Source organism: Bradyrhizobium macuxiense, from assembly GCF_001542415.1.
In the GTDB taxonomy this organism is placed as follows: Bacteria; Pseudomonadota; Alphaproteobacteria; order Rhizobiales; family Xanthobacteraceae; genus Bradyrhizobium; species Bradyrhizobium macuxiense.
Genome location: NZ_LNCU01000102.1, coordinates 62133 through 87748, shown reverse-complemented (window position 1 = coordinate 87748; position 25616 = coordinate 62133). Strand labels below are relative to the sequence as shown.

Annotated in this window: 23 protein-coding genes and 1 pseudogene; 20 read left to right on the top strand and 4 right to left on the bottom strand. The window is 62.8% G+C overall.

Annotation, left to right across the window (positions count from 1 at the left end):
* Window positions 1-237: helix-turn-helix domain-containing protein (locus AS156_RS43090; RefSeq protein WP_160331169.1), on the bottom strand; the 237-nt coding region annotated here is incomplete at its 3' end.
* A gap of 169 nt (window positions 238-406) precedes the next feature.
* On the opposite strand from AS156_RS43090, the gene AS156_RS30690 reads away from it, so the two are divergent.
* The 18 genes from AS156_RS30690 (at window position 407) to AS156_RS30605 (ending at window position 20877) form a co-directional block, all read left to right on the top strand.
* Complete coding sequence (locus AS156_RS30690; RefSeq protein WP_066512736.1) at window positions 407-1819, top strand: UbiD family decarboxylase; 1413 nt, start codon at window positions 407-409, stop codon at window positions 1817-1819.
* A gap of 38 nt (window positions 1820-1857) precedes the next feature.
* Window positions 1858-3045: an ABC transporter substrate-binding protein gene (locus AS156_RS30685; RefSeq protein ID WP_066512733.1), complete on the top strand. Its 1188-nt coding sequence runs from the start codon at window positions 1858-1860 to the stop codon at window positions 3043-3045.
* A 58-nt stretch (window positions 3046-3103) separates the two neighbouring features.
* A complete protein-coding gene (locus tag AS156_RS30680) occupies window positions 3104-3973 on the top strand; it encodes a branched-chain amino acid ABC transporter permease (protein ID WP_066512731.1) in 870 nt (289 codons plus the stop codon).
* A complete protein-coding gene (locus AS156_RS30675; protein ID WP_066512728.1) occupies window positions 3970-4818 on the top strand; it encodes a branched-chain amino acid ABC transporter permease in 849 nt (282 codons plus the stop codon). The genes AS156_RS30680 and AS156_RS30675 overlap by 4 nt, the downstream gene beginning before the upstream one ends.
* Window positions 4815-5582 carry an ABC transporter ATP-binding protein gene (locus AS156_RS30670; protein WP_066512725.1) on the top strand — a complete coding sequence of 256 codons (768 nt, stop codon included), beginning with the start codon at window positions 4815-4817 and terminating at the stop codon, window positions 5580-5582. Before AS156_RS30675 ends, AS156_RS30670 begins: the two co-directional genes overlap by 4 nt.
* Window positions 5569-6288, top strand: a complete 720-nt coding sequence (locus tag AS156_RS30665; protein WP_066512723.1) for an ABC transporter ATP-binding protein — start codon at window positions 5569-5571, stop codon at window positions 6286-6288. The genes AS156_RS30670 and AS156_RS30665 overlap by 14 nt, the downstream gene beginning before the upstream one ends.
* A 37-nt stretch (window positions 6289-6325) precedes the next feature.
* The gene (locus tag AS156_RS30660) at window positions 6326-7393 is read left to right on the top strand and encodes an S-methyl thiohydantoin desulfurase (protein WP_066512720.1); all 1068 of its coding nucleotides are present in this window, start codon (window positions 6326-6328) and stop codon (window positions 7391-7393) included.
* Window positions 7394-7411: 18 nt separating this feature from the next.
* Complete coding sequence (locus tag AS156_RS30655) at window positions 7412-8023, top strand: glutathione S-transferase family protein (RefSeq protein WP_066512717.1); 612 nt, start codon at window positions 7412-7414, stop codon at window positions 8021-8023.
* Window positions 8020-9675: an S-methyl thiourocanate hydratase gene (locus tag AS156_RS30650; RefSeq protein ID WP_066512713.1), complete on the top strand. Its 1656-nt coding sequence runs from the start codon at window positions 8020-8022 to the stop codon at window positions 9673-9675. Before AS156_RS30655 ends, AS156_RS30650 begins: the two co-directional genes overlap by 4 nt.
* A 30-nt stretch (window positions 9676-9705) precedes the next feature.
* Complete coding sequence (locus AS156_RS30645; RefSeq protein WP_066512709.1) at window positions 9706-10308, top strand: UbiX family flavin prenyltransferase; 603 nt, start codon at window positions 9706-9708, stop codon at window positions 10306-10308.
* Between the two features lie 213 nt (window positions 10309-10521).
* On the top strand, window positions 10522-12024 hold the full coding sequence (locus AS156_RS30640; RefSeq protein WP_347336657.1) for a tetratricopeptide repeat protein: 1503 nt from the start codon (window positions 10522-10524) through the stop codon (window positions 12022-12024).
* A gap of 128 nt (window positions 12025-12152) precedes the next feature.
* Complete coding sequence (hutH, locus tag AS156_RS30635) at window positions 12153-13712, top strand: histidine ammonia-lyase (protein ID WP_066512706.1); 1560 nt, start codon at window positions 12153-12155, stop codon at window positions 13710-13712.
* A gap of 751 nt (window positions 13713-14463) precedes the next feature.
* Entirely contained in the window at window positions 14464-15354 is an 891-nt protein-coding gene (locus AS156_RS30630) for an N-acyl homoserine lactonase family protein (protein WP_066512704.1), read from the top strand.
* Between the two features lie 114 nt (window positions 15355-15468).
* Window positions 15469-16416 (top strand): ABC transporter ATP-binding protein, encoded by a 948-nt coding sequence (locus AS156_RS30625; protein ID WP_066512701.1) that lies wholly within the window; start codon window positions 15469-15471, stop codon window positions 16414-16416.
* Complete coding sequence (locus AS156_RS30620) at window positions 16413-17114, top strand: ABC transporter permease (RefSeq protein ID WP_066512698.1); 702 nt, start codon at window positions 16413-16415, stop codon at window positions 17112-17114. Before AS156_RS30625 ends, AS156_RS30620 begins: the two co-directional genes overlap by 4 nt.
* 9 nt (window positions 17115-17123) lie before the next feature.
* Window positions 17124-18737 carry a Gldg family protein gene (locus AS156_RS30615; protein WP_066512696.1) on the top strand — a complete coding sequence of 538 codons (1614 nt, stop codon included), beginning with the start codon at window positions 17124-17126 and terminating at the stop codon, window positions 18735-18737.
* Window positions 18734-19789: a DUF4340 domain-containing protein gene (locus tag AS156_RS30610; protein WP_136626509.1), complete on the top strand. Its 1056-nt coding sequence runs from the start codon at window positions 18734-18736 to the stop codon at window positions 19787-19789. The genes AS156_RS30615 and AS156_RS30610 overlap by 4 nt, the downstream gene beginning before the upstream one ends.
* 11 nt (window positions 19790-19800) lie before the next feature.
* A complete protein-coding gene (locus AS156_RS30605) occupies window positions 19801-20877 on the top strand; it encodes a HupE/UreJ family protein (RefSeq protein WP_066512756.1) in 1077 nt (358 codons plus the stop codon).
* Window positions 20878-21139: 262 nt separating this feature from the next.
* On the opposite strand, the gene AS156_RS30600 is transcribed toward AS156_RS30605, so the two are convergent.
* Window positions 21140-22468, bottom strand: coding sequence for an FGGY-family carbohydrate kinase (locus tag AS156_RS30600; RefSeq protein ID WP_245313144.1), 1329 nt, complete (start codon window positions 22466-22468; stop codon window positions 21140-21142).
* Between the two features lie 111 nt (window positions 22469-22579).
* Window positions 22580-23053 (bottom strand): substrate-binding domain-containing protein, encoded by a 474-nt coding sequence (locus AS156_RS30595; protein WP_283807954.1) that lies wholly within the window; start codon window positions 23051-23053, stop codon window positions 22580-22582.
* A gap of 23 nt (window positions 23054-23076) precedes the next feature.
* On the opposite strand from AS156_RS30595, the pseudogene AS156_RS30590 reads away from it, so the two are divergent.
* A pseudogene (locus AS156_RS30590) lies at window positions 23077-23322 on the top strand (sulfite exporter TauE/SafE family protein); the annotation flags it as partial.
* A gap of 58 nt (window positions 23323-23380) precedes the next feature.
* On the opposite strand, the gene AS156_RS30585 reads toward AS156_RS30590, so the two are convergent.
* Window positions 23381-24136: a DUF4336 domain-containing protein gene (locus AS156_RS30585; protein ID WP_066512689.1), complete on the bottom strand. Its 756-nt coding sequence runs from the start codon at window positions 24134-24136 to the stop codon at window positions 23381-23383.
* A gap of 832 nt (window positions 24137-24968) precedes the next feature.
* Between AS156_RS30585 and AS156_RS41400 the strand changes: the two genes are divergently transcribed.
* On the top strand, window positions 24969-25607 hold the full coding sequence (locus AS156_RS41400) for an amino acid kinase family protein (RefSeq protein WP_245313145.1): 639 nt from the start codon (window positions 24969-24971) through the stop codon (window positions 25605-25607).
* Window positions 25608-25616: the final 9 nt, after the last annotated feature.

The following is a 25616-nucleotide window of genomic DNA, read 5'->3' as shown; positions in this document are numbered from 1 at the left end:
GGCGAACGTCTCGGCGATCAGCATCGGTTCGGCGGCGCGTATCAGCGCACGGCCCGCGGCAGTCGGATAGAGCGTGTTGTTCGAGCGCTTGAACAATGTCAGCCCGAGTTCCTGCCCCAGCGCCTTCAGTGTCGTACTCAGCGTCGATACCGCGATGTCGAGCTCGGCCGCTGCGCGTGCAAAGCTCTCGGCCCGGCAGGCCGTCACGAAATAGGCAAGGGTGCGCAGCTCGACCATCTGACCTCGGACAGGTGCCAGCGAGCATAGCGGCTCGTTCGGAGTGCGTCATCGGCTTTCGCTTTTCCTTATGCCCTCGTTTATCCGATAGAACGATGGACCCGGCTGTGCCGGCCGATATGATCGGCACCGGCTTTCATCGACTTTACGGACGTATCGACGGGGCAAGATGGACGTTGGCGCAAAGAGCAGCGCGGCGCGCGAGGCGACTTCCTCCCGGCAGTCGATGCGGTCGTTTCTGTCCGACCTTGCCAAGGCAGGAGATCTCGTCTCTCTGTCCGAGCCGATCAGCACGGACTACGAGATCGCGGCGTGCCTCGCCGAAGCCGACGACGGACCGGCACTGAAGTTCGAGAGCGTCAAGGGCTCCTCCGGACCGGCCGCGATGCCGGTTGTCGGCAATTTGCTCAATTCGCTGCCACGTCTTGCATTGGGATTGGGCAGCACGACGCGCGCGATGCAGGAAACGCTGATCGCTGCGATCGAAAAGCCGCTGCCGCATCGGGTGCTGTCATCGGCGCCGTGCCAGGACCATCGGGTCGATCAGCCATCGTTGACCGATGAGCTGCCGATCCCGCGCTTCTTCGAGAAGGAGCGTGGGCCCTACATTACCGCCGGTGCGATCGTCGCCAGGGACAAGGTAACCGGCCAGACCAATTTGTCGATTGCGCGGCTGATGCCGATCGGCGGAAATCGGGCCTTCGTCGGCATCGCGCCCAACCATCATCTTGCGATTCTGGCGCGAGCTGCGCACAACCGCGGGGAGACGCTCGATATCGCGGTGTGTATCGGCAATCACCCCGCCGTCCTCATTGCGGCATGTCTTTACCTCGGACTTGGAGATGACGAACTGCCGATCGCGGGCGCGCTGCTCGGTGAACCGCTCGATGTCGTGAGATGCACGCAGTCCGACCTGCTGGTGCCAGCGCATTGCGAATGCGTGCTGGAAGGCACGCTGGATGCAGGTGAACCCTTCATGGAAGGGGCGGTCAGCGAATTCCACGGAATGTACGAGAATTATGGTGCCGGCATTGTCGCAACGTTTTCGCGGCTCACCCGGCGGCATGATGCGCTCTTCCAGGTCATCCTGCCGGGCTATCATCCGGAGCACTGTCTGCTGGGCGGTGTCGCGATTGCGGCCGGACTGCGCCGCCAGGTGCGCAATGCGGTGTCCTCGGTGGGCGAAGTCGCCGTCGGGGTCGGCGGCGCGGGCCGCCTCCACGCCGTCGTCTCGCTGCATGCACCGCGTCCCGGCGAAGCCCGTAAGGCCATGTTTGCGGTCTGGGCGGCGGTCAATCTGGTCAAGCAGGTGATCGTCGTTGATGATGACATCGACCCCTGGGATCCGGTTGAGGTCGAATGGGCGAACGCTACGCGCGCCAAGCCGGATCGCGATCATGTCGTGATTCCCGCGGTGCGCGCCGACCGCTCCGAGCCGCTTGAGCAGGGTGGCACGATTGCCAAGCTCGGGATCGATGCGACGCGCCGGGACGGCGATCGACCGGACTGGGATACGGCGCGGCCGCCGAAAGCGGCGTTGGAGAGGGCCCGGCACCTCCTTCGCCAACACAAGCTGATCTAGGGACGGCAACGATCAAATTCTCATATGCGGAGAAAGCCATGTTGAGACAGAGGTTCAAGTCGTCGGCATCGGGCGCGAAGGCTTTGCTGGGTTTCGCGAGCGCTGTCGTCCTGCTCGGCGCGATCACGGCGACGCCCGCGCTTGCCGATATCAAGATCGGATTTCAGGTGCCGCTCACCGGACCCGCAGCGACCGACGGCAAGTCGGCCCAGATCGCCGGCGAGATGGCGGTTGAGGATATCAATGCCGCCGGCGGCGTGCTCGGCCAGAAGGTTCAGCTTGTCACCTACGACGATCAGGCCAAGTCGGATCAGGCGATTTTCACGGCCAACAAGCTGATCGGTGAGGATGGCGTCAAGCTGGTCGTCAACGGCAGTTACTCCGCATCGGGCCGCGCGGCCGCGCCGGTGTTCCAGAAGGCCGGCGTCGTGATGATCTCGGCCTATGGTGTGCACCCGGACATCACGCGCGCCGGCGACTTCATGTTCCGTCTCGTTCATCTCGGTCCGCCGCAGGGCGCCGCGACCGCGCTCTATGTCGGCCAGACGCTGAAACTGAAGCGGATCTCGGTCATCACGATGGACAATGATTACGGCCAGGCCACCATGGACGGCTTTGTCGGCGCATCGTCCAAATACGGCATCGAGGTCGTCAACAAATACAGCTACTCGCTGAAGGATCGCCAATTCGGCTCGATCGTCGCCAGCGTGAAGCGCGACAATGCGGATGGCGTCTACGCGACGGGCTACTTCTTCACTGGCGGTCCGTTGGTCGCTCAGTTGCGCGCCGCCGGCATCACGATCCCGATCATCGGCTCGCAGGCCTTCGACTCCGAGAAATTCATCGAGATCGCGGGGCCGGCCGCCGAAGGCACTTACATCATCGACAGCTTCGATCGCGAGCGCAAGGACGAGGCGTTGCAGAAATTCTTCGCCGGGTTCAAGCAGCGCGCGGGCTACGCCCCGGAAGGCGTGGCGGCGATCACCTATTCGGCGTTCAAGCTGATGGCCGACGGCATCAAGCGGGCGAACAGCACCGAGCCCAAGAAGGTGCGCGATGCACTGGCCGCGACCAAGGATTTTCCGCTGCTCGAAGGCAACATGAACGGCTTCAACAGCCTGCACGAGATCATCATGCCGATCCATGTCAACGAGATCAAGGACGGCAAGTTCAAGCCGGCCGGCGAGATCGACGATCTGAACGCGTTCGCCCCGCCCGAGAAGTGACGGCGGACGGGAGCGGGTCGCGCTCGCGACGTCCGCTCCCGCCAGCAAGGATTATCAGGTGTATTACATCGATTTGGCCGTTACCGGGATCAGCTTCGGCTGCATGTACGCCATGATGTCGGTCGGGCTGACCCTGGTCTACGGCCTGTTGCGCATTCTGCACGTCGCGCACGCCGCAGTCTTCGCGCTGGGCGCTTACGCGACCGTGCTGGCCGCCAATGCCACCGGCAGCCTTGCGCTCGGCTTCCTTGCGGCGATCATCGTCACGCCGTTGTTCGGTATGGCGATCTACCGACTGCTCTATGAGCCGCTGCTGGGATATCGGCCAGACGTGCCGATGATTGCATCGGTCGGGCTCCTGGTCCTGATGCAGGATGCGTTCCGGGTCGTGTTCGGCGAGCAGGGCGTCACATTCCGCCGCAATGCGTTTTCCTTTACGACATTCGATTTCTACGGTGTCACCGTGAGTGCGGTGCAGATAGCACTCGTGGTCACCGCGGCGATCGTATTCCTTGGACTGCATCTCTTCACGACGCGGACGCGGATTGGAGTCGGCTGGCGGGCGACGGTCTCGAAACCCCGGATCGCCGCGAGCTTCGGCGTCGACCCGATCAAGGTTCGCTATCTCAATTTCGCGATCGGCTCCGCGCTCGCAGCGATCGCCGGCGGATTGGTCGCGCTGCTGAACAACCTGGTCGATCCCGCGATCGGCTTCGTGGTCAGCTACAAGGCGCTGGCGATCATCGTGCTCGGAGGGCTCGGCAGCGTGCGCGGCACGTTGATCGCGAGCCTGGTGCTCGGGCTGGTCGAAGCCTATGGCACCATCTTCATTGGAGCCTGGCTCGATCGCGACGCCATTGCATTCCTCGCGCTCATCATCCTCTTGATGATCCGTCCGCAGGGCTTCGCTGGAGCGCGCGCGGCATGAGCGCCTATACGATCAGCATCGTCTCGATCATCGGCATCAACGTGATCCTCGCCGTCAGCCTCAACATGATCAGCGGGTTCTGCGGTCAGATCAGCCTCGGCCACGGCGCGTTCTTCGGCGCGGGTGCGTATGCGGCCGCGCTGGCGATGTTTGCGACGGCGAACGTTCCCCTCGCGGTGGTCGCGGGGGTGATTGCCGGCAGCCTGCTCGGCATTATCGTCGGCTTCGCCTCGCTGCGCGTGCGCAGCGATTTTTTGGCCGTGACCACGATCGGCATCAACTTCCTGTTCGTCGGCTTCGTGCGGAAGCAATCCTGGCTCGGCGGCGAGATGGGCATCAGCGGTATCCCGCCGACCGGGCTCGGTGCGGCAGGCAACATGGTCATGATCCTCCTGATGGCCTGCGCCACGGTTGCTCTGAGCCTCTATGTCAGCCGATCCTGGATGGGATTTGCGTTCCGCGCCGTCGGGGAGGACGAGCAGGCTGCCACGACGCTCGGGATCGGCGCCGGCGCCTACAAGCTCGCGGCATTCGGGATCGGGACGGCGCTCGCGGGCCTCGCTGGCGCGCTCTACACGTTCTTTACCCAGTTCATCACCGTCGATGCCTTCGACTTCATCTTCTCTGTCATGTTGATGGCGATGGTGGTTATCGGTGGCATCGGCTCGACCTGGGGCGTCGTCACCGCGGCGGTCGGGCTCACCTTGCTGCCGGAGGCGATACGCTTTGTGAATGACTATCGTCTCCTGGTGTTCGGCGGCATGCTGGTGCTGGTGATCCGGCTGGCGCCGGGCGGGCTTGCCGGCCTGACGCGCAACCTGTTCGATCGGGTGAGGCAGGCATGAGTGCAGTGCTCCAACTCGACGATGTCGCGATCCGGTTCGGCGGTGTTCAGGCGGTCGGCGGAGTCTCATGCGCGGTGGAGGCGGGCGACTTCGTCGGCTTGATCGGCCCGAACGGTGCCGGCAAGACGACGCTGATCCGCATCATCGCCGGGCTGCTGCGACCGGATCGTGGCAAGGTGATCCTCGGCGGTATCGATGTCACTGGCGATCCCACATCGGCCCGCGTCCGTTGCGGCCTCGCGCTCACCCATCAGATCGTGCGGCCGTTCCGCGAGATGACCGTGCTTGACAATGTCGTGCTGGCTGCAGGCATCGGCTACACGTCAGAACCGCTGCGGGCCTTGCTGCATGTCAGCCGGAGGCGCGAAAGCGAGCGAGCGGCCGCGATCCTTGCCTCGGTGGGATTGGCCGGAACGGAACGCAAGCTTGCCGGTGCATTGCCGCTCGGCCAGCTGAAGCGGCTCGAACTGGCGCGTGCCCTTGCCGTCAGCCCCAAGGTCGTGCTGCTCGACGAACCGCTTGCGGGGCTCAACCACACGGAAGCATCGAAACAGGTCGAGACCATCTCCGAGGTACACCAGCGCGGCATCACCGTGGTGCTGGTCGAGCACAATCTCGAGGAAGTCATGCGGATTTGTCGCCGCCTCATCGTATTGAACAACGGGATCGTGATCGGCGACGGCGAGCCGCGCGAGGTCATGGCCGATCCGGTGGTCCATGACGCCTATGTCGGGGGCGGGATGGTGACGCATGCTGAAGCTTGAGAATTTGGGCTGCGGCTACGGCGCGGTCGAGGCCGTCCACGACGTCAGTTTTGACGTGCCGTCCGGGTCGATCTTTGCGCTGCTTGGCCCGAACGGCGCCGGCAAGACGTCGACGATTATGGCGATCATGGGACATGTCGACATTCACGGTGGTCGCATCCTGCTGGAAGGCGAGGACATCACCCGCCGCCGCGCGGTCGATCGGGTCGGTCTCGGCATCGCACTGGTGCCGGAGGGGCGACAACTGTTCTCGGACCTGACCGTTGACGAAAATCTGACGGTCGGCGGTTATGCGCGTCCGTCGGCCCGTGATGCGGCCAAGCGCGAGCGCGTGTTCGGCTATTTTCCGCGGCTCGCCGAACGTCGCAGCCAGTTGGCGGGGTCGTTGTCGGGTGGTGAGCAGCAGATGCTGGCGATCGGGCGCGCGCTGATGGCCGAGCCGCGGCTGCTGCTGGTCGACGAGCTGTCGCTCGGATTGATGCCGAAGATGGTCGATCTCTGCCTCGATACGTTGACCCAGCTCAGGCGCGAGGGCCTGACCGTTGTGCTCGTCGAGCAGAACACGGCGCGTGCACTCGATGTCGCCGACAGGGTCTGCGTGATGTCTTCCGGGATGCTGATCTATCAAGGCACTGCCGCTGAAGCGAAGGCCGCGGGTTCGATGTTCGCGACTTTCCTCGGCATGAACGAACCGGCTCAACCATAGAATGACAACTGCCCCGCTTAGGGCTGAAGGAATAAACATGGCGCGAACGTTGACGATGGATGATGCCGAAGCCGGTCTGGTCGGCGGGTTGTTCCTGTCGGCTGGCGGCAGCGGTCGCAATGCGATTGCTAAGAATCGCGGGCTCGGCCGGATGGCGCTCGACTATGGCGGGGTGCGCCTGGTTCAGCTCGGGGAGCTTGACCCGGACGCGACGATCATCACGGCAACGGCGGTCGGCGCGCCTGGCTTTGCCAATTGGTCGATCTTCCCGCGCGATGCGATCAATGCGGCACGGCGATTGATCGACAAGCTCGACAAGCCGCCTGTCGGCGTGATCTGCGGCCATGTTCCGGGATTCAATGCCTGGCTGGTGGCTGCCGCACTCGGCCTTGACTATGTCGATGCCGCCTCGAATGGGCGCGGCCATCCCACGGTGAAGATGGGCGGGATGGGGCTCGCGTCGCGGCTCGACATCTCGATCACGCAGGTGGGCTGCAGCGGCAGCAAGGCCGACAACAACGAGCTTGCCGTCGTCGTCGACGGGGACATCGTCCGCACCTCGAACCTGATGCGGCAGGCGGCGGTGGTCAATGGCGGCTTGATCTATGCGGCACGCGGCCCGCTGAACGCCGGCTTCATCAAGGAGAACGGCGCGCCAGGCGCGATCAGCTTCCAGCTCGACCTCGGCCGCGCCATGCTGGCCGCGAGCGGTGCGGATCGTATCCTTGCCACGGTCGAGTTTCTCGGTGGCGAGCTGCTGGTCGAGGGCGAGGTGACCGAGAACACGGTGACCTATGGCGGCGGGTTCGACCTCGGCCAGATGAAGGTACGGGGCAGCAACGGCGAGGCGGTGCTCGGCATCTACAACGAGTTCATGACGGCGGATTTCGGCGGCCGGCGTGTTGCGACCTTCCCCGATATGATCGGCACTCTCGATCCGCGGTCCGGTGACGTTGTCTCGATTTCAGAATCGAAGCCCGGAAGCCGGGTTGCAGTCATCGTGGCGCACCGGTCGAAATTTCCCGTCGGCAAAGGTGCGCTCGACCCGGCGGTGTTTCCCGAGGTCGAGAAGGCGATGGGCGTCGATATGCGCTCGTACCTCTGACGAAAGGAGCCGACGATCATGCTACGCCTCTACGACAGCCGTCTGTCCGGCAACGCCTGGAAGGTCCGCATTCTGCTGACGCAACTCGGACTTCCGTTCGAGCGGGTCACGCTCGATCTCGCCAAGGGTGCAACGTCCGATCCGGCGTTCCGCGCCAAGAGCCGCTTCGCCCGCGTTCCCGTGCTGGAGCTCGAGGATGGCCGGACCATCGTCGAGTCGGCTGCCATCATGTTCTATCTTGCCGAAGGCACACCCTTGCTTCCTGACGACCGTTTCCTTCGCGCTGAAGTGATGAGCTGGCTCACCTTCGAGCAGGCCGATCTGTTGCGCGCGCTGGCCCTGCCGCGATTCTATCATCTGCGCGGCATTGGCGATCAGATGGCCGGCCGCATAGCGGACTTTCAGGAGGCCGCCTATCCGGCGCTGCAGAAGGCCGAGGCGTGGCTGTCGACCCATGACTGGCTGGTGGACGAACGCTACACGATCGCCGATATCGGTCTGTTCGGTTATGTCTCGATGGCGCATCAGGGCGGATACGAGATGCAGCGCTTCCCGTCGATCGACGCCTGGATCGCACGCGTCAAGGCCCAGCCCGGCTGGGTTTCCCTGGTTGAGGAGGCGAAGGCATGAGCATCCCGGTCCGTCGTGGCAAGGAGGTCAAGGCCGGACGCGGCACGACGCTGCGTTGCAGGGGGTGGCGGCAGGAGGCCATTCTGCGCATGCTGGAGAACAATCTGGAGAATGCCGAGGCTCCGGACAGCCTGGTGATCTACATGTCGATTGCGCGCGCGGCGCGTGATTGGGCCAGCTTCGATCGCATCGTGGCGACGCTTGCGAGGATGAGCGAGGACGAAACCCTGATCATGCAGTCGGGCAAGCCGATCGGCGTGTTTCCCGGACAGGCGACCACTCCGCTGGTGATCATGGCGAACGGCAATCTGGTCGGCGACTGGAGCGACGAGGAGAGCCGCCGCAAGCTCGACGATATGGGGTTGACCGTCTACCCCGGCATGACCGCAGCTGCCTGGCAGTATATCGGCAGCCAGGGCATTCTACAGGGCACGTATGAGACGTTCATGGCAGTCGCGCGTCAGCATTTCGGTGGCACCCTGGCCGGCCGGTTGCTGCTGACCTCGGGTTGCGGCGGTATGAGCGGTGCGCAGCCGCTGGCCGGAAAGCTCGCGGGTGCATCGACGCTGGTCGTCGAGGTTGATTCGGCGCGGATCGATCGCCGTATTGCTAGCGGCTATTGCGACGCCACCACCAGCGATCTTGACGAGGCGATCACGCGTTGGCACGCGGCCCGTGACGCGGGACAACCGCTGGCGCTGGCCGTGTGCGCTAACGCCGCGGTCGTGTTACCCGAACTGGCCCGGCGTGGCATCGTCCCTGACATTGTGACCGACCAGACGTTTCCCGATCCGCTGAAGGGTTATGTACCCGCGGAACTGACGCTCGAGCAGGCGCGCGCGATGCGGCAGGACGATCCGACTCGGCTGATGGCGCTGGCGAGGCAATCGGTTGCCGCGCATGTCCGCGCCATGCTGGGGTTCATGGATCGCGGCGCGATCGCGTTCGAGTATGGCAACAGCCTGCGCGCGGAGGCGAGGGCCGCCGGCGTTGAGGATGCGTTTCGGATGCGATCGTTCGTCGATCTCTATATCCGCCCGCTGTTCTGTCAGGGCATTGGCCCGTTCCGGTGGATTGCGGTGTCGGGCGACCCGCAGGACATCTACACGATCGACGACATGATCCTGGAGACGTTCTCGTCGAACCATCCGATCTCGTCATGGATCAGGCTGGCGCGCGAGCACGTGCAGTTCACCGGTCTGCCGGCGCGGATCGGTTGGCTCGGTTATGGCGAGCGCAGCCGTCTGGCGCTGTTGGTCAACGAGGCTGTCGCTAGCGGCAGGATATCGGCTCCGATCGCCTTTACCCGCGATCATCTCGATTCCGGTTCCGCTGCGCTGCCGCATCGCGAGACCGAGAACATGAAGGACGGGTCGGACGCGATCGCGGATTGGCCCATTCTAAACGCGCTGCTGAACTGTTCAAACGGGGCCGATCTCGTTGCTATCCACGGGCTCGGCGGACGCGGCGTCAGCGCAGGTCTGACCATCGTCGCCGACGGTGAGGCGGCAACCGCCGAACGGCTGAAGCGCGTCCTGGACGGAGACCCCGGTATCGGCGTTCTGCGCCACGCCGATGCCGGCTATGATATCGCGATCGGGCAGGCCGAGCGGTTCGGCCTGTCATCGACGGTCGCGCCTGGATTGTCGTAAGACTGACCCGATGAAGGAGGGAACTGACGGATGGCGCAGCGCGGTCAAGCACAGCGTCGACTGATCGTTGGCATCTCCGGGGCGTCCGGGGTTGTCTACGGCCTGCGCACGCTGCAACTGCTGCGCAATGCCGGGGTCGAGACGCATCTTGTGATGTCGAAGACCGCAGAGGTGACGTTCGCGCATGAGACCAGCGTCAAGATCGCCGAGGTTAAGGCAGCCGCTCATACCGCCTACCGGATCGACGACATGGCGGCGGCGATCGCGAGCGGCGGGTTCCGTACGGCGGGAATGATCGTCGCACCGTGCTCGATCCGCTCGATGTCGGAAATCGCAACCGGAGTTACCAGCACATTGCTGACGCGAGCTGCCGACGTCACGCTGAAGGAGCGGCGACGCCTGGTGCTGATGGTGCGGGAAACGCCGCTGCACGCTGGTCATCTCAGGACGATGACCGCCCTCTCCGAAATGGGGGTGGTTATCGCGCCGCCGGTCCCGGCGTTCTATGCGAGGCCGCGCTCGATCGAGGACATGGTGGACCAGACCGTTGGGCGGGTCCTCGATCTGTTCGATATCGATGTGGGCATCGTCCACCGCTGGGGCGAAGATCGGGATTCCCTGTCGAAATCCTGAGCGGGAAGGCGAGAGTGGAACATGGAGCCGCACCGGATGGATTATTTCGACCTCGGCAGTCACACCAGGACCATCACCACGACGTCAGCGGATGCACAGCGATGGTTCGACGCCGGCCTCAACTGGTGCTTCGCCTTTAATAAGGCCGAGGGTGTGAAGTGCTTCCGCAAGGCGCTGGAGTTCGATCCGGATTGCGTGATGGCTCATTGGGGTATGGCCTATGGCAGCGGTCCCTTCTATAACCTGACCTGGCGCGACCTTGGTGAGCAGGAGGCCCGCACGGCCACCGGCACAGCCTTTGCTCATATCGAGCAGGCGCGTGCGCAGGCGCATCGCGCGACCGAGCTAGAAAACCGGCTGGTCGAGACCCAGGCCTGCCGCGTCCAGAAGCCGCATCCTGTGTCGCCCGAGGACTACGACCGCTGGGACGATGCCTATGCAGCGGACATGCGGCGGGTCTACCGGCAGTACCCGGATGACGGCGATGTCGTCGCACTGTTCGTCGAGGCCCTGATCACGCGAACACCGCGACGGCTGTGGGATGTCCGCACCGGCCTGCCGGCGAAGAATTCCGACGTTATCGAGGCGCTCGATGTGTGCGAGCGCGGGATCGATCTCGCCGCGCGTGCGGGACAACCGAAACATCCGGCGCTGCTGCACCTTCATATCCATATCCTCGAGATGTCGAACGAGCCGGAGCGAGCGTTGGCGTCGGCGGAAGCGCTTGGCTCGCTATGTCCGGACGCCGGACATCTCAACCACATGCCTGCCCATGTTCATATGCTGGTCGGCGATTACCGCCAGGCGCAACTCGCCAGTGAGAAGGCCATCGCCGCCAATGACAGGTATCTCGCCTATGCTGGAACGCTGACGCCTTACACGACGGCATGCGCGCATGATCTCCTGCTGATGATGCATGCCAGCATGTTCAGCGCCCGATATCGCGATGCGATCGGCGCCGCCAACAAACTGTGCGACATGGTCACGAAAGAGGTTCTCAGCGTTCAGGGCCGGCCAAAATTCACGATGAGCCTGGAAGGCTATTTTTCGATGCGAACGCATGTTTTAGTGCGTTTTGGGCGCTGGCAGGACATCATCGATGAGCCGCTCGCCGACGATCCAGGCCTGTATGCGATGACGACGGTCATGCAGCACTATGCAAAGGCTGTCGCGCACGCCACTCTGCGAAATTTCGGTGCGGCTGATGGCGAGCGAGCCCGGTTCTACGAGCGCTTGCACCGCGTTCCGGCCGGCCGGAAAGTGTTCAACAACACCGCCGTGAGCATTCTCTCCGTGGCAGAAATGATGTTGGAAGGTGAGCTCGCCTATCACAAAGGCGATTACGAAGAGGCATTCGCGTGCCTGCGCACGGCCGTCGAGCGAGACGACAATCTGGAATATGTCGAACCGTGGGCCTGGATGCATCCGCCCCGACACGCCCTTGCGGCGCTTCTGGCAGAGCAGGGCCATTTCGCCGAGGCGGAGCAAATCTATCGGGATGATCTGGGGCTGACGCAAAGAATTCAACGATGTGCGCAACATCCCTGCAATGTTTGGGCGCTCCACGGTCTGGCCGAGTGTCTCGAAGTCCGCAATGCAACCGCAGAGTTGGCCGCAATCAGGCCCAGGCTGGAAGCCGCTATGGGGTTTACCGATGTGCCGATTACATCGTCTTGCATGTGCCGAACCGGGAAGATCGCCAACTGTTGCGACTAAGCCAATCTGGCTGATTTTGCCGGGATTGGCATGCTTCAAACGGGCATCTGGCGTGATGCGGCGATCTGGGACAACAATCGTCCTGCCGAGCTCGGCTAATCGGGTTCGATCCGGTGTGGAGGGAGACAATGAGCAATTGTGATGCTCCCATTGTCGTGATGCCTGGAGAGGTCAGCCTCGACGATCTGGCCCGCGTGCTGTCGGGTGCGACCATTGTACTCGATCCATCATTCTGGCCGCGCGTCGAGGCGGCTTCGCAAATCGTAGCCGAGGCGGCGTCTGTCGACGTTCCCATATACGGCATCAATACCGGCTTCGGTAAGCTGGCATCGACGCGCATCGCGCCCGACCAGGCCGCGCTGCTTCAGCGCAATCTCATCCTGTCGCATTGCTGTGGAGTCGGGCGAGCGATGCCCGAGCAGGTCGTACGCTTGATGATGGCGTTGAAGCTCATCTCGCTCGGGCGCGGCGCCTCTGGCGTTCGTCGCGATGTCATCGAGCAGCTGCAGGGCATGCTAGCCTGCGGCGTGTATCCAATGGTGCCGCAGCAGGGCTCGGTCGGCGCATCCGGCGATCTGGCGCCGCTGGCCCATATGGCGGCGGTCATGATCGGCGAGGGGCAGGCGATCCTAGACGGCAAGGTGATGTCGGGTCACGATGCGCTTGCTGCCGCCGGCCTCGCGCCTTTGACCCTCGGCCCCAAAGAGGGACTGGCGCTGATTAACGGCACTCAGTTCTCGACTGCTTATGCGATCTCCGGCCTCTTGCGCGCGCATCGCCTGGCGCGCACCGCGCTCGTGACCGGTGCGTTGTCGGTCGATGCCGCGATGGCCTCAACCGTGCCGTTCCGCCCCGAAGTGCAATCCCTGCGCGGACATGACGGACAGATCGCTGCTGCCCAGACCTTGACCGCGTTGCTTGAGGGCAGCGACATCAGGCAATCGCATCTCGAGGGCGACGAGCGGGTGCAGGACCCCTATTGCTTGCGCTGCCAGCCGCAGGTTACGGGCGCCGCGCTCGACTTGCTCGGACAAGCCGCACGTACCTTGATCATTGAAGCCAATGCGGTCACCGACAACCCCTTGGTGTTGGTCGAGACCGGTGAGATTGTCTCGGGCGGGAACTTTCATGCCGAGCCGGTGGCTTTTGCAGCCGACCAGATCGCGCTTGCACTTGCGGAGATCGGCGCGACCAGCGAGCGCCGGATCGCAACTCTTGTTGATCCTGCCCTCAATTTTGGCCTGCCGCCGTTCCTAACGCCAGACCCTGGTATAAATTCCGGGTTTATGATCGCCGAAGTGACGGCGGCCGCGCTCTATGCCGAGAACAAGCAACGAGCGTTGCCTTGCTCGATCGATTCCACGCCGACCAGCGCCAACCAGGAAGATCATGTCTCGATGGCGGCGCACGCTGCGCGCCGGCTGTCCGACATGGCTGACAACCTTGCGACCATCCTAGGCATCGAGTTGCTGGTCGCTGCGCAAGGCATCACGCTGCGTGCACCGCATGCGACAAGTGCACCGCTTGTTGCGGTCGTCGCCGCATTGCGCCAGCACGTGCCAGCACTCGTCGCCGACCGCTACATGGCGGACGATCTCGCCAGGGCAGCCGAACTCATCGAGGCCGATGCGCTGTCGGCTGCCGCGATGACCGCCCTTCCAAGCGATCCGTTTCCAAGACTTGCTTAGCTAGCCGACAAGGACATCGGTCATAAACCGCCGACGGATAGCGAACGCGCCATCCGTGCTGCCCGTGGCGCCGACATCAGCGCGAAGAGGTGGCTGACGGTGCAGGTACTGATGAGCAACTTGAATCTGGACGCAGCTGCTCGTTCAAAAGGGTGCGCCGCGGGCTCCGCTTGGGGTGGGCGGCGAATTGTCGTCGACCTGCAGAGTGCGGTCGTCCAGATCCTGGAGTGACTCAGAACCTGCGCGAAACCTTCATAGGCGAACGCGCTCCGAATTTGTTCGCAATCCACTTCAGAGACACCATTTCTTCGGCAGAGTTCATACCATTTGGCGGCAACGCATTCCTGAATTTGATCGATGATGGACTCCGCAGAGTCTTGATCGGGGCAAAATCGATGGCGTGTGAATGCTGATCGAAATTTGCCCCCTCGATCGCCCGCACGGTGCGGGGTAACGCCTTGATTGTGCAAACGACGGAATGGTGACCCCGGCGCCGATCGGCGTCGGACCCTGCGCCGATTTACATCTGGCGCGAGCCGAGCCATCCCGACTGCCCAAGTCCCACCAAATGAAGTCCCGATTTTGTTGCCTTGCAGCAATCTGTGAATTCAATTTTACCGGCATGGTGTGGCGGCATCTGCACAAGCGCCACAATGTTGTGATAAAGAGTACGAGTCAAAACTAGAGGAAGAAGGAAGAAGGCAGAAACCAAAGAACTACAGAAATCGAAGATTTTGACAGGGAGGACGATATGCTGCTGCGCTGCGCGAAAGTCCTTGGCTCGTTGTCCGTAGGACTGTTTCTGACTGCCGTCGCCGCGATGGCGGGCGAGCCCCCGAAAGAGATGAAGCTTTATGTCTTCAGCTCGGGCGCGCTGAACCTCGACAAGTCGCTCATCCAGAACGGCGCCAGCGGCAAAGTACAGATTCCCGTCGGCTTCTTCCTGATCCGTCATCCCAAGGGAGACGTGCTGTTCGACTGCGGCAACAACGACAAGATCATCACCAATCCGGATTACTGGGGACCGTTCGTGAAGGCGCTTGATCCGGGCCGATCACCGGACATCGCCATCGACACGCAGCTCAGCAAGATCGACGTCAAGCCATCCGACATCAAGTATGTCGTGCTTGGACATTTCCACGTCGACCACGCCGGCAATATCGGCAAGTTCCTGGATTCAACCTTCGTGTATCAGCGCGATGAGATCCGGAACGCGTTCTGGCCGGTGCCGGGCTATGCCACCTTCTTCATCACCGACGACTTCGCCATGCTGCGCAACGGCGTGGGTGGTCCCATGCCGAGCAAGTACAAGACCATCGAGCTCGACGGTGACCTCGACTTGTTCGGCGATAACAACGTCTATATCCACCGGGCCGTATCGCATACCCCCGGCAGCCAGATATTGATCGTGCGTCTACCGAAGACCGGAACGGTCGTGCTCACCAGCGACGCCGTCTATCTGCAAGAGAATCTCGAGAAGAACATCCTGCCGAGCGTCGGCAGCGTCTATGATCCGGTCGGGATGCTCGATGCCTATGCCTGGGTGAAGCGGGTGCACGATGCCGAAGGTGGCGACATCATCTATGCGCACGATCCGGACGTATACAAGGCGCACAAGCATTCGCCCGAATTCTATGAGTGATTGAGCGGCAGGTCGCGCCATGAGCAGGTTCAAATCCCGGGCCGCGTGCCCGGGATTGTGTTCGCCTCGAGGCTCCCGCGCGATCGCCGGTGTGGCCTGGGGACTGTAAAGTCGATGTCATCGCTTGTGCTGGCGCAACATGTCACCAAATGGTACGGACCGCGCCGCGCCGTCAGTGACGTATCGTTTGCGATCGGGCAGGGCGAAATCGTAGGGCTACTCGGGCCCAATGGCTCGGGCAAGAGCACGATCTTCCGCATGTTGACCGGTTATCTCGTGCCGACCTCCGGCCGTATGGAGGTCGCCGGCCATGACGTCGTGGCTGACTCCCTCGCTGTCCGCCGCGTGATCAGCTATGTGCCGGAGGACGCGCCGCTCTACGATCACATGCGGGTCGGCGAGTTTCTGCACTTCATGGCGAGCCTCAAGGGATCACGAGGGGCGGCGGCCAAGGCAGCGGTGGAGGCCGCGGCCGAGCGGCTGGACCTTACCTGCGTCATGTCGCTCTTGACGGCCAAACTCTCCCGCGGCTTCCGCCAGCGCGTCTCGATCGCGCAGGCGCTGCTCGGAAATCCGAAAGTGCTGGTGCTGGACGAGCCGACCAGCGGGCTCGATCCGCACCAGGTCATTGCCGTTCGTGATCTGATTCAATCGCTCGCCGGAAGCCACACCGTGCTGATCGCCTCACACATCCTCTCCGAGATCGAAAAGGTCGCATCGCGCGTCATGATCCTACTCGATGGCACGCTTCTCACCGCCGACGCGCTGCAGGAGCGGGCGGAGGAGACCCTGTTGCGGCTGGCGGCAGCCGCGTCGGAAGCAACCGTCCGCGATATCGTCTCGGCCGTTGCCGGCGTGCGGGACGTTACCGTCGAGCCGAGCGCAGCTTCGGGAACGATGCATTATCTGATCAGGGCCGAGCCGCGCGTCGCTGTTGCCGCCGACGTCGTCGCGGCGCTGGTCGAGGCCGGCGTCGGCGTCTCGGAACTGGCCGAAGTCAGGCCGGATCTTGAGCGCATATTTCTCGACCTGACCCGGCGCGCGTCGAGGATGGCCGCATGAGAAGCTTTGCAATCCTGCTCCGTAAGGAGGAGATGGCGCTGTTTTCCTCCCCCATCGCCTATGCAGTGATGACCGTTTTCCTGCTCATCATGGGCTACAGCTTTACCCTAACCTTGTTCATCAGCCACCAGCCCAGCATGGTGCAAGTCTTCTTCCAGATGTTCGTGCTGTTCATGCTGACCACGCCGCTCATCACCATGCGGCTGCTGGCGGAGGAGCGGAAGCTGCGGACCATGGAAGTGCTGCTCACCTCGCCGGTCTCCGAGGTCGCCATCGTGCTGGCGAAATATGTCGCCAGCATGAGCCTAATCGTGGTCATGCTGCTGCTTTCAAGCTGCTACGCGGCAACGCTGGCCTGGTTCGGCGATCCCGATTTCGGTCCGATCTATAGCGGCTATCTTGGCCTCTTGCTGTTCGGTTCGGCGTTGGTCGGCACCGGATTGCTGGCCTCAGCGCTCACCGCCAACCAGGTGATCGCGGCGCTGATCTCGCTCAGCGTCTTCCTGCTGCTGTGGATCATCGACAATTTCGGCTGGCTGCTGCCGAGCCCGGCCGACACGCTGGTGGTGAATCTGTCGCTGGCGGTGCATTTCCGCCCATTTGCGGTAGGCTCGATCTATCTCTCGGACGTCGGCTTCTTTCTCAGCGCCACGCTGCTGACGCTGCTTTTGACCGCGCGTGCGCTGGCGCGGCGATAGGAGAGACGGATGTCGCGGCTCAACCGATCCGACCTGATCGTCGCCGCACTCGTTGCCGCCGCGCTGCTGTTCGGCGCGCTCGGCTTCGCAGGAATCGGCCAGCAGATTTCAAACATCGTGCTGTTCGCAGCCTGGTTGCTCGTCATGCTGACGCTGTTTGCGCTCGCGGTTCGCTTGCCGCTTCGCGGCCGCGGCTCGCGCTTGACGGCCTTCGCCGCCAACACGCTGATCGTCGGCGGCGCATTCGGCGTCGTGATTGTCGCCAATGTCGCCCTCTACCGCCATGACGTGCACTTCGACGCAACCCGCGAGGGGCTGAACACCCCGCCGCGGCAGCTCACCGACCTCATCGACAATCTGCACTCCCCGCTTTCGCTGACCTATTTCTACAACGCGAGCGACTCCCATGCGATCGCCGCCCGGGACATGATCGAGACCGCGGCGCGCAACCATCCGCTCCTGGCCTTTCGCGCCATCGATCTCGACAAGGAGCCCGGGCTTGCGCGCGACATCGGCGTGCATTCCTACAACACGGCGGTGCTGCAGGCGGGTGAGCGCAAGGTGCTGGTAGAAAACGTCACCGACGCCGCGCGCCTCAGTTATGCCGCGCTGCGCGTGCTTCGGCAGCTCGCCTCAACGATCTGCTTCGTGACCGGCCATGGCGAGACGTTCCGCCCGATGCCGGGCCATTACCATTTCAGTCACGTCGAGACGCTGAGAGGCCATGATGTCCCCGGTGCCGACGACGTGTTGGTGGCCGAGCCTGAGCAGCTCGACCGGCTCCAACTGGCGCTGAGCGAGATCGGCTTCGAGATGCGGCCGCTCGTGATGGCCACGGCAAGCTCGATTCCAGCCGACTGCACCGTAGTTGCCGAGATCGGTCCACGAACAGCGCTGGCAGCGGGCGAGGCGGATCTTCTGGCCGACTATCTCAAGCGCGGCGGACGGCTCGCAATGTTGATCGATCCGCAATTTTCCCTTGAAGCCGAGCTGCAAAGCCGCTTGCTGATGCCGCTCGACGTGTCGAGCGAAACCGCCATCATCATCGACCCCGTGAATCACTTTCGCACGGATCCTGACAAGGTCGCCGTGCCGTATTATCCGTCGCATCCGATCACGGCCAATCTAGCGCTCACCGTATTTGCGCAGGCGCGGCCGCTCCGCCTCGGCCAGCCGCCGGCGACGGTGAGGGCGAGCGTCCTCGCTGCGAGCAGCCAGGACAGCTACCTGCGGCCGCCATCGGCCGCAGGCGGCATCACGGTCGCATCCGGCGGATCGGCGCCGGTCGAGGTCGAGCGTGGCGCCCAGGCGCTGGTGGTTGCGTTTGAAGGCGCTTTTCCCGGTGCATCGCCCGACAAGCACTTTCGGCTCGTGATGTCGGGCACCAGCAAGTTCGCCACCAACGAATACTTCTCCTATGTCTCCAATGGCGAGTTGTCGGTGGCCATCATGCGCTGGCTTGCGGAGGATGAGGCGTCGCCGAATCTGGCGCCGCGCACCTACAGTCTGCCGGAAATCGTGCTGACCAGCGCCCAGATGCGCGACACGTTCATCGCTCTGGAGATATTGCTGCCGCTCAGCACCGCGCTTTTTGGTGTCGGGATGTGGTGGAGGCGGCGTTGACGGCGGCACTGCCTACGGCTGCACGATGGAAAACGCCGCTCGCCATCGCCGTGCTGCTGGTGCTGCTGCTCGCCGTGGTTGTTTCGGGACAATGGCCGGAGCTGCGCAGCAAGCTGTCATCCCCGCCCAAGGGCCTTCTCGCCATTGCGCCGAACGAGATTGATCACGTCGATATTCGCTCAGGCGCGGACAGGGTGGCGTTGCGGCGCGAGGCGGACGGATGGATGATCGAAGGCGTGGAGCATGCCGCGCCGGCCGAGCTTGCCGCGCACGTCGATACGGCCTTGAAGTTCCTCAACGTGTCCAAGCCGTCGCGCGAGATTTCCGCGGCCGAGCTCGGCCCTGAGAGCTTTGCGGCGTTCGGGCTTGATCCGCCGGCCGAGGTGGCCGTGCTCGAAGCCGGTTCGGCCGTCGTGGCCACGGTGAACTTTGGCGCGGCAAATCCGGCCGTCACGTCGCACTATGTCAGGCTGGGCGGAGCGCCGACGGTCTATCTGATGCCGCGCCACGTGACGGAAGAATGGCATCTATTGCTCGATATGGCGCGCCGGCAGCAGGGCAAGGGCAGCTTCGCCACGGCGAGCCGCAGCGCGGACCTGCTGTTGTCGGTCTCGATAGCCCAGGTGTGGGCCATTGAGATCGTGGCGGGCGGCAAGCTCACCCGGTTCGAGCGTGACCCAAAACGGGCGTGGTTCAAGCATACCGGTCAGCATACCCACGTAGCTGGCAGTGATGCGCATGTCGCCGATCCCGCCCTGGCACCGGTCATCGATGCAGCCTTCCGCGACTTCGACGCGACCGTGGTGGAAGCGCACGTTGCCCCCGGCGATGAGGCGCATCTCGCCCAATACGGTCTCGCGTTGCCGACGCAAATCGTGCTCTTCTATGGACGCGACAGTTCAACGCCGCTGGCACGGCTCGAATTCGGCGCGCCGGCGGACAAGCTCGATCGCTATGCCCGGTTGGCGCCGGATGGTGCGATCATCACCGTTGCAGAGTTCGAGCCAAGGCGCCTGAACGAACTTCTCAAAGTGGTGGGAGCAGGCTCGTGAGGTGGCGTCGTGTGCTGCTGGCAGGCGCCATTGCGCTTGGCGCCATCGCCGCGGGGCAGGCGCATCAGGTCAATCTCTCGACCGCGCGCGTGACGCTGAGCGCCGATCGCAGCGTCAGCGTCGAGGTCGGGCTCAAGGGCAGCGACGCCGACCGCCTTGCAGGCACCGCCATTTTCGATGCGGGGCGCGACCAGGTCGACCCGGCGCGGGTCACGGCGATGGCTGGACCCATCATCGCCTACGTCACCGCGCATGTCGCCGTGACCGGGGCCGCCGGCAAGGCTTGCGCGCCGGGGACGGCCGAGCTCGTGCCCGACGGCGATGGCGTGATTTTTCGTAATCATTTTTCGTGCCGGGATGTCGGCGGCGATATCGTCTACCGCTCGACGGTGCTGACCGATGCCGATCCGGCCGCGCGCCAGGTGGTGCTGATCGGCGAGGGCGACGATGCTCCGCAGGCGCTGCTCGACGCCGCCAACACCGATGTCACGCTCTCGGCTCCGGCGTCATCGCTGCTTTCGACCCTGGAGCGCTATCTTCTCACCGGCATCGAGCATATCTTTCTGGGCTACGATCACATCGCGTTCCTGGTTGCCGTCGTATTATGGGCACGGCGACTTGTGCCGGTCATCAAGGTCGTGACCGCCTTCACCGTCGCCCATTCGATCACGCTCTCACTTGCTACGCTCAACGTTGTTGTTATTCCCAGCGCTATCGTCGAACCGGCCATCGCGGCATCGATCGCGTATGTCGCGATGGAAAATTTCTTTACTCGCAACATCGATAACCGCTGGCGGATCACCTTTGCATTTGGGCTTGTCCACGGCTTCGGTTTCGCCGGCGCGCTCCGGGCGATTGGCCTGCCCACCAACGCCGTCATTACCGCGCTTGCCGCCTTTAACATCGGTGTCGAGGTGGGCCAGGTGGTCATCGTCTCGATCGTCGTCCCAACGCTGATCGTCCTGGACCGGCTCATGGCTATCGATAAGACCAAACCGGTGAGAGCCATCGCCCTGGTGTATGCGCTGTCGGCGGTCATTACCGTACTCGGCAGCTATTGGTTTCTCACGCGCGTGTTCGATGCTTAGGGCGTTTCCGCGACTGTGCTTAAACTGCCGTTCTTCGTCCGAAGCTAGTTCAAACTGGACCATGTTGGACTGGAGCGAGAGTTCAGGTTTTCCAATCGTTTAGAAGGCGGCGTGTGCACGACGTGTGCATCGGGAGATCGAGAATAATCCTTCGAGGGCAGGCACAGGCGGTCGTGCTCGGAGCGATCCGAAGAAAGATTAGGTGAGTTTGAGAGTTGGCTCGCATACGACGCGAGAGTTGATCGCCCGTTCGGCGTCTGGCTCACCGAGCGATCATGTCGACTGCTGCCGTCCAGGCCTTGCGATAAGAGTCAAGGCCGGTAATCGAAATCGGATTGACGGGGGCCGGCTCGGCGATTTGGTAAGAGGGAGGCCAATGCGCGAGCATTGCGGCACCGCGGGCCGTGCCTGCGGTGTCTTCCGCCGCAAAGACGCGTTGCGTCGTCCGTAACGCGCCGAGCGTCTGACAGAAGGCGCGGTTGCCGCCGAAGGTCCCTTCGACGATGAGATCGCCGCGGGTCGCTCCCATGCGCGTCAGCATCAGATCGCTGATCAGAGCACAATAGAGCGTCGCAAGTGCGGTTCGATCGCTCGCTGCGACTTCGCCGCGGATCACGCCTTTGGTCGTCGCGTAAGGTCCGCCATGGCCGGAGAAGCAGGGTAGCGCCATCGCGCCCGAGGCGATGACGCGCTCGATCGCGTCAAGATCCTGATTGCCGTCGCCTGCGATGACGGCGTATTCGCGTCCGCCCATGAAGCGTCCGCAGGCGACGGGTCGGCCCAGCGCGTCGACGTTGGCGAGCGTGTCGTCGCGAGGATCGAGCTGATCGAGCGACAGGCCCACGCACATCAGGATCACCCAGGTGCCGGTCGACAACACGGTGAATGGCGCCCGGCGCGAGACGAGGTAAGGCAGAAGTGATGCGTTGGAATCGTGGATACCGCAAACGACTAGCGTTCCGGGCGCGAGCCCGGTCGCGGCGGCGATGTCGGGTTTGATCGGGCCGAGCGGATCGAAGGCGCGACGCAGCGGCGGCAGCAAGTGGTCGACGCCAAGCGCTTTGACGAGGCTCGAGGCCTGTCCCTGCCGCGGCGCCCAGAGATCAGTATGGGCGCCGAGGGTAGTGACTTCAGAGGCCGCGACGCCAGCCAGGCGCCAGGCCCAATATTGCGGATAGCCGACGAAATACCTCGCTTTGGCGAAGAGGTCCGGACAGTGCCACTTCTGATATGCGAGCTGCCGGCCGAGATTGAGGCCAGCTGGCACTTTCGGCGACAGGCTCTCCGAAAAGGGCGGCCGCAGCCTGGCATAGTCGGGCTCGACCACTTCGACGCCCGTGAACTCGTAGTCCATGACCGGAGCGGCGAGCCCGCTCTCGCCGATCAAAGCGCCGGCTGCGCCATGCGCGGTCGGGACGATCGCACCGATCTGATGCGAGCGTGCGGCCTCACGAAGCGCATCGAGGAAGAAGTTCCACGCGCTCTCAACATCTTCGTGCGGATAAGGCGGGCCCGGCCGAATGCAGTTGGGCGCCGACTTTTCCCAGAGAAGTCGGCCATCGTCGAACAAGGCAAGCTTTAGATGGAACATCTCGACCCGCAACATCACCACCGTTGTTATGGCCGGCTTGTCACAGCCATGACAGCGCAGGCCAATAGTGCGTCGCCCGACCGCGTTCGGCGGCCGGGCGACGAGTTCAAATCAGAAATCGAAATCCTTGATGTTCTGCTTCGTGAAGATGAAGGGCGAGCCAAGCAGGATCTCACTGCCATTGACCACGTTCAGCTTGCCGAGCTTGCCCGCGTCCACCGACGTCGCGCCGGGCTTCAGGCTGCCGTCGACCACGGCACGCATCACGTAGGTCGCGGCATAGCCGAGATCGACCGGATTCCACAGCACGACCGACTTGACGCAGTCCGCGTTGACATACGGCTTCATCGCGTTTGGCGTGGCGAGGCCGACCACCGCCACCTTGCCGCAGAGCTTAGCCTTGGTCACGGCCTCCGCCGAAGCGGGCGTCGCAACCGAGGTCATGCCGAACAGGCCGGCAAGCTTGTCGCCATGCTTGTTGATCAATGTCGTCGCCTGGTTGAAGGACAGATTGTTGTCCTCCTGCGCCTCGACCGTTTCTAGCCATTTCAGCTTGGGATGGCACTTCTGCGCATAGGCCCACATCTCAGCGATCCAGCGCGCCTGGTTCGGCGAGTCTATCTCTCGCGATTAGCCTGCCGACCATGCTGATGGGATTTGCGCGATACAGCCGCGACAGCAGTTTTGCCGTGTTGGGCCGTAGCAAGCCGCTCGTCTTCGTGATGGCGATAGGATCGATCGCCGGCAGCTTCGTCGGCGCGCAACTCCCTGGCTTAGTACCGAACACGGTGCTGCTGCCGCTACTTGGGATTATCCTGCTGATCAGCGCCGTGAAGGTTTGGCGCCACGGATGAACAGCGGTAAGCCAGCCATGAATTGGCGCTCGGCGCGCCGAATGAGTCTCACTTCTAACTAAGGCGCCGGCCCTCCAAATATCCTCGTGACGACTTCGTTGCCGTGAGACTCGAAACAACGGCCATGGCTGAGTACGATGCGCTCCGGTCGCCAAGAGTTGATTTTTGCGAATGCTGCCCTAGCCTTCCGCTGCTGCAGCAATAGCGGCAGCCGCATACCAAAGAATATTTGTCCGCGAGGATGGTACATCCCGCTGAGCCATGTCGCCGTTCGCCAAAGCTCCGGCATCTTATCCAACTCGATATTCATAATTGTATCCGTGAGAATCAGCGTCTTCGACTTCTTGTGAAAGAAAATGAATTCTTTGAAGTACCCGCCTGGAAATAGCGTCTGGTCGATGTCTTGCCGCCATTCTTCTGGCGGATCGAAATCGAGGTCTCGCGTAAAGGTGACATCGATGTGCCGAGCGCGCGCTCTTTGGCGTACACGCGGTGAAGCCCATGCGATCGCATCGGGAAAGGCTTTCGACCACTCCCCGATATGAGCGTAGTGAAACTGGTTGGGTGACACGAGATGCCGGATTGTCCCCATCCGTCGCAGCTCGCTTGCTAGCGCCTCATTAAATTTGATCGGCGAGTGCAGGAACAGATCACCGTTCGAAAGGCGCACGGCCGTCATCCGTGTGGTGAAGGGAAGCGGTAAGGTGACGCCGGCCACAGTCACGTACTCGAATGGCCCATCGACTGTTCCGATGTCCGGCCCAATCGGCTTAAATACATTGATCGGCTCGTAGAGAGAGGCGCCCACAGTCATCTCCGAATAGCCCTTTGCACGGGGTATCTCTGATCGTGGGATGCCTGCAATGGGGTCAGTCTCTGACGGACCGCCCGGCCGTTCTCACGCCAGAAGCAAGCCGCGCATGGCGGTTACGAAATCATAGCGCCACCGCAAACACAAATAGCCCATCTTCATCGGCCATCGCGTGGAAAGACCGAGAAAGCGGTCGAATGAGGTTCCGATACTTGTCCCAAACAGCCGATCGCCTGTGGACAGCGGGTCTTGTGATGACGCCACGCGCTCGGTCCGATGCAGGTCGCCGCATGCTTCAGCCTCCACTCAAGCCATGGAGGCGTCATGTCAAAGCGGAAGCAGAAGCGAAAGCAAGCTAAGAGCGTCGAGGGGCGGCTGCGCCTTTGGGGAGCTCACGTCGATGGATTTAGGAACTGGCTGCACCGCAAGGGCTATCAGCCGACCACCATCGTGGAGGTAGTGCGTCTCCTGGCCTGCTGGACCGAGTGGCTGCAAGCGGCCAGGTTTGCCTTCGACACTATTTTAGCCGCGTTCGATGCGTCTGCGCCGGTCTTCAAGAGCAGCAGAACCAAGAGGGCTCCGCGCGGAGCGGCCGCGCTGTTCATCCGTTATCTTCGGGAGCAAGGGGCGTTGCCGCCCCTTCCAAAGCCGCCATCTGCGACGGAGACCTGGCCCATACTCGCAGCATTCCGATCCTGGATGCGAAGCCAGCGTGGCGTCACCGACTCCACACTCGACACCTATCAGACCTCGCTTGTCGATCTTCTCAAGATTCTTGGCGACGATCCAAGAGCCTTTACCGCCCAGGCGGTACGAGACTTTGTCCTTGATCCGCGTGCCCGATCGGCGCGATCTCGCCAACCTGCATGGTCGCGGTCATCGTGTCGTGGCGATCGTCTCCGCCATGGGCAAGACCACCGATCAATTGATTCAGATGGCCTATCAGGTGAGCGAGACTCCCAATCGCCGTGAACTCGACATGTTGTTAACGACCGGTGAGCGCATCAGCATGTCCTTGATGAGCATGGCACTTGCTGATCTCGGTGTGCCCGCGATCAGTTTCACCGGCAGCCAAGCCGGCGTGATGACCGACGACTCCCATTCCTCCGCGCGCATTCTGGACGTACGGCCCATTCGCGTGCGCGAGGAAGTTGACCGTGGGCGCGTTGTGGTGCTGGCAGGATTTCAGGGCGTGAACGCGATGACCAGGGAGATTACCACACTCGGCCGGGGTGGCAGCGACACGACCGCGGTTGCGATGGCCGCGGCGCTGAAAGCCGAATATTGTGAAATCATCAAGGAGGTCGACGGTATTTGTTCCGCCGATCCGCACATCGTGCCGGGTGCAAAGCCGCTGCGGCGCGTGGACTTCGCATCTCTCTCTCTGAGATGTGCTTCTTCGGGGCAAAGATCCTGCATTTTTCGCAGCGTCGAGCTCGCGCAGAGTCAGAATGTGCCGCTGGTTCTCAAGTAGCTGGGTGGC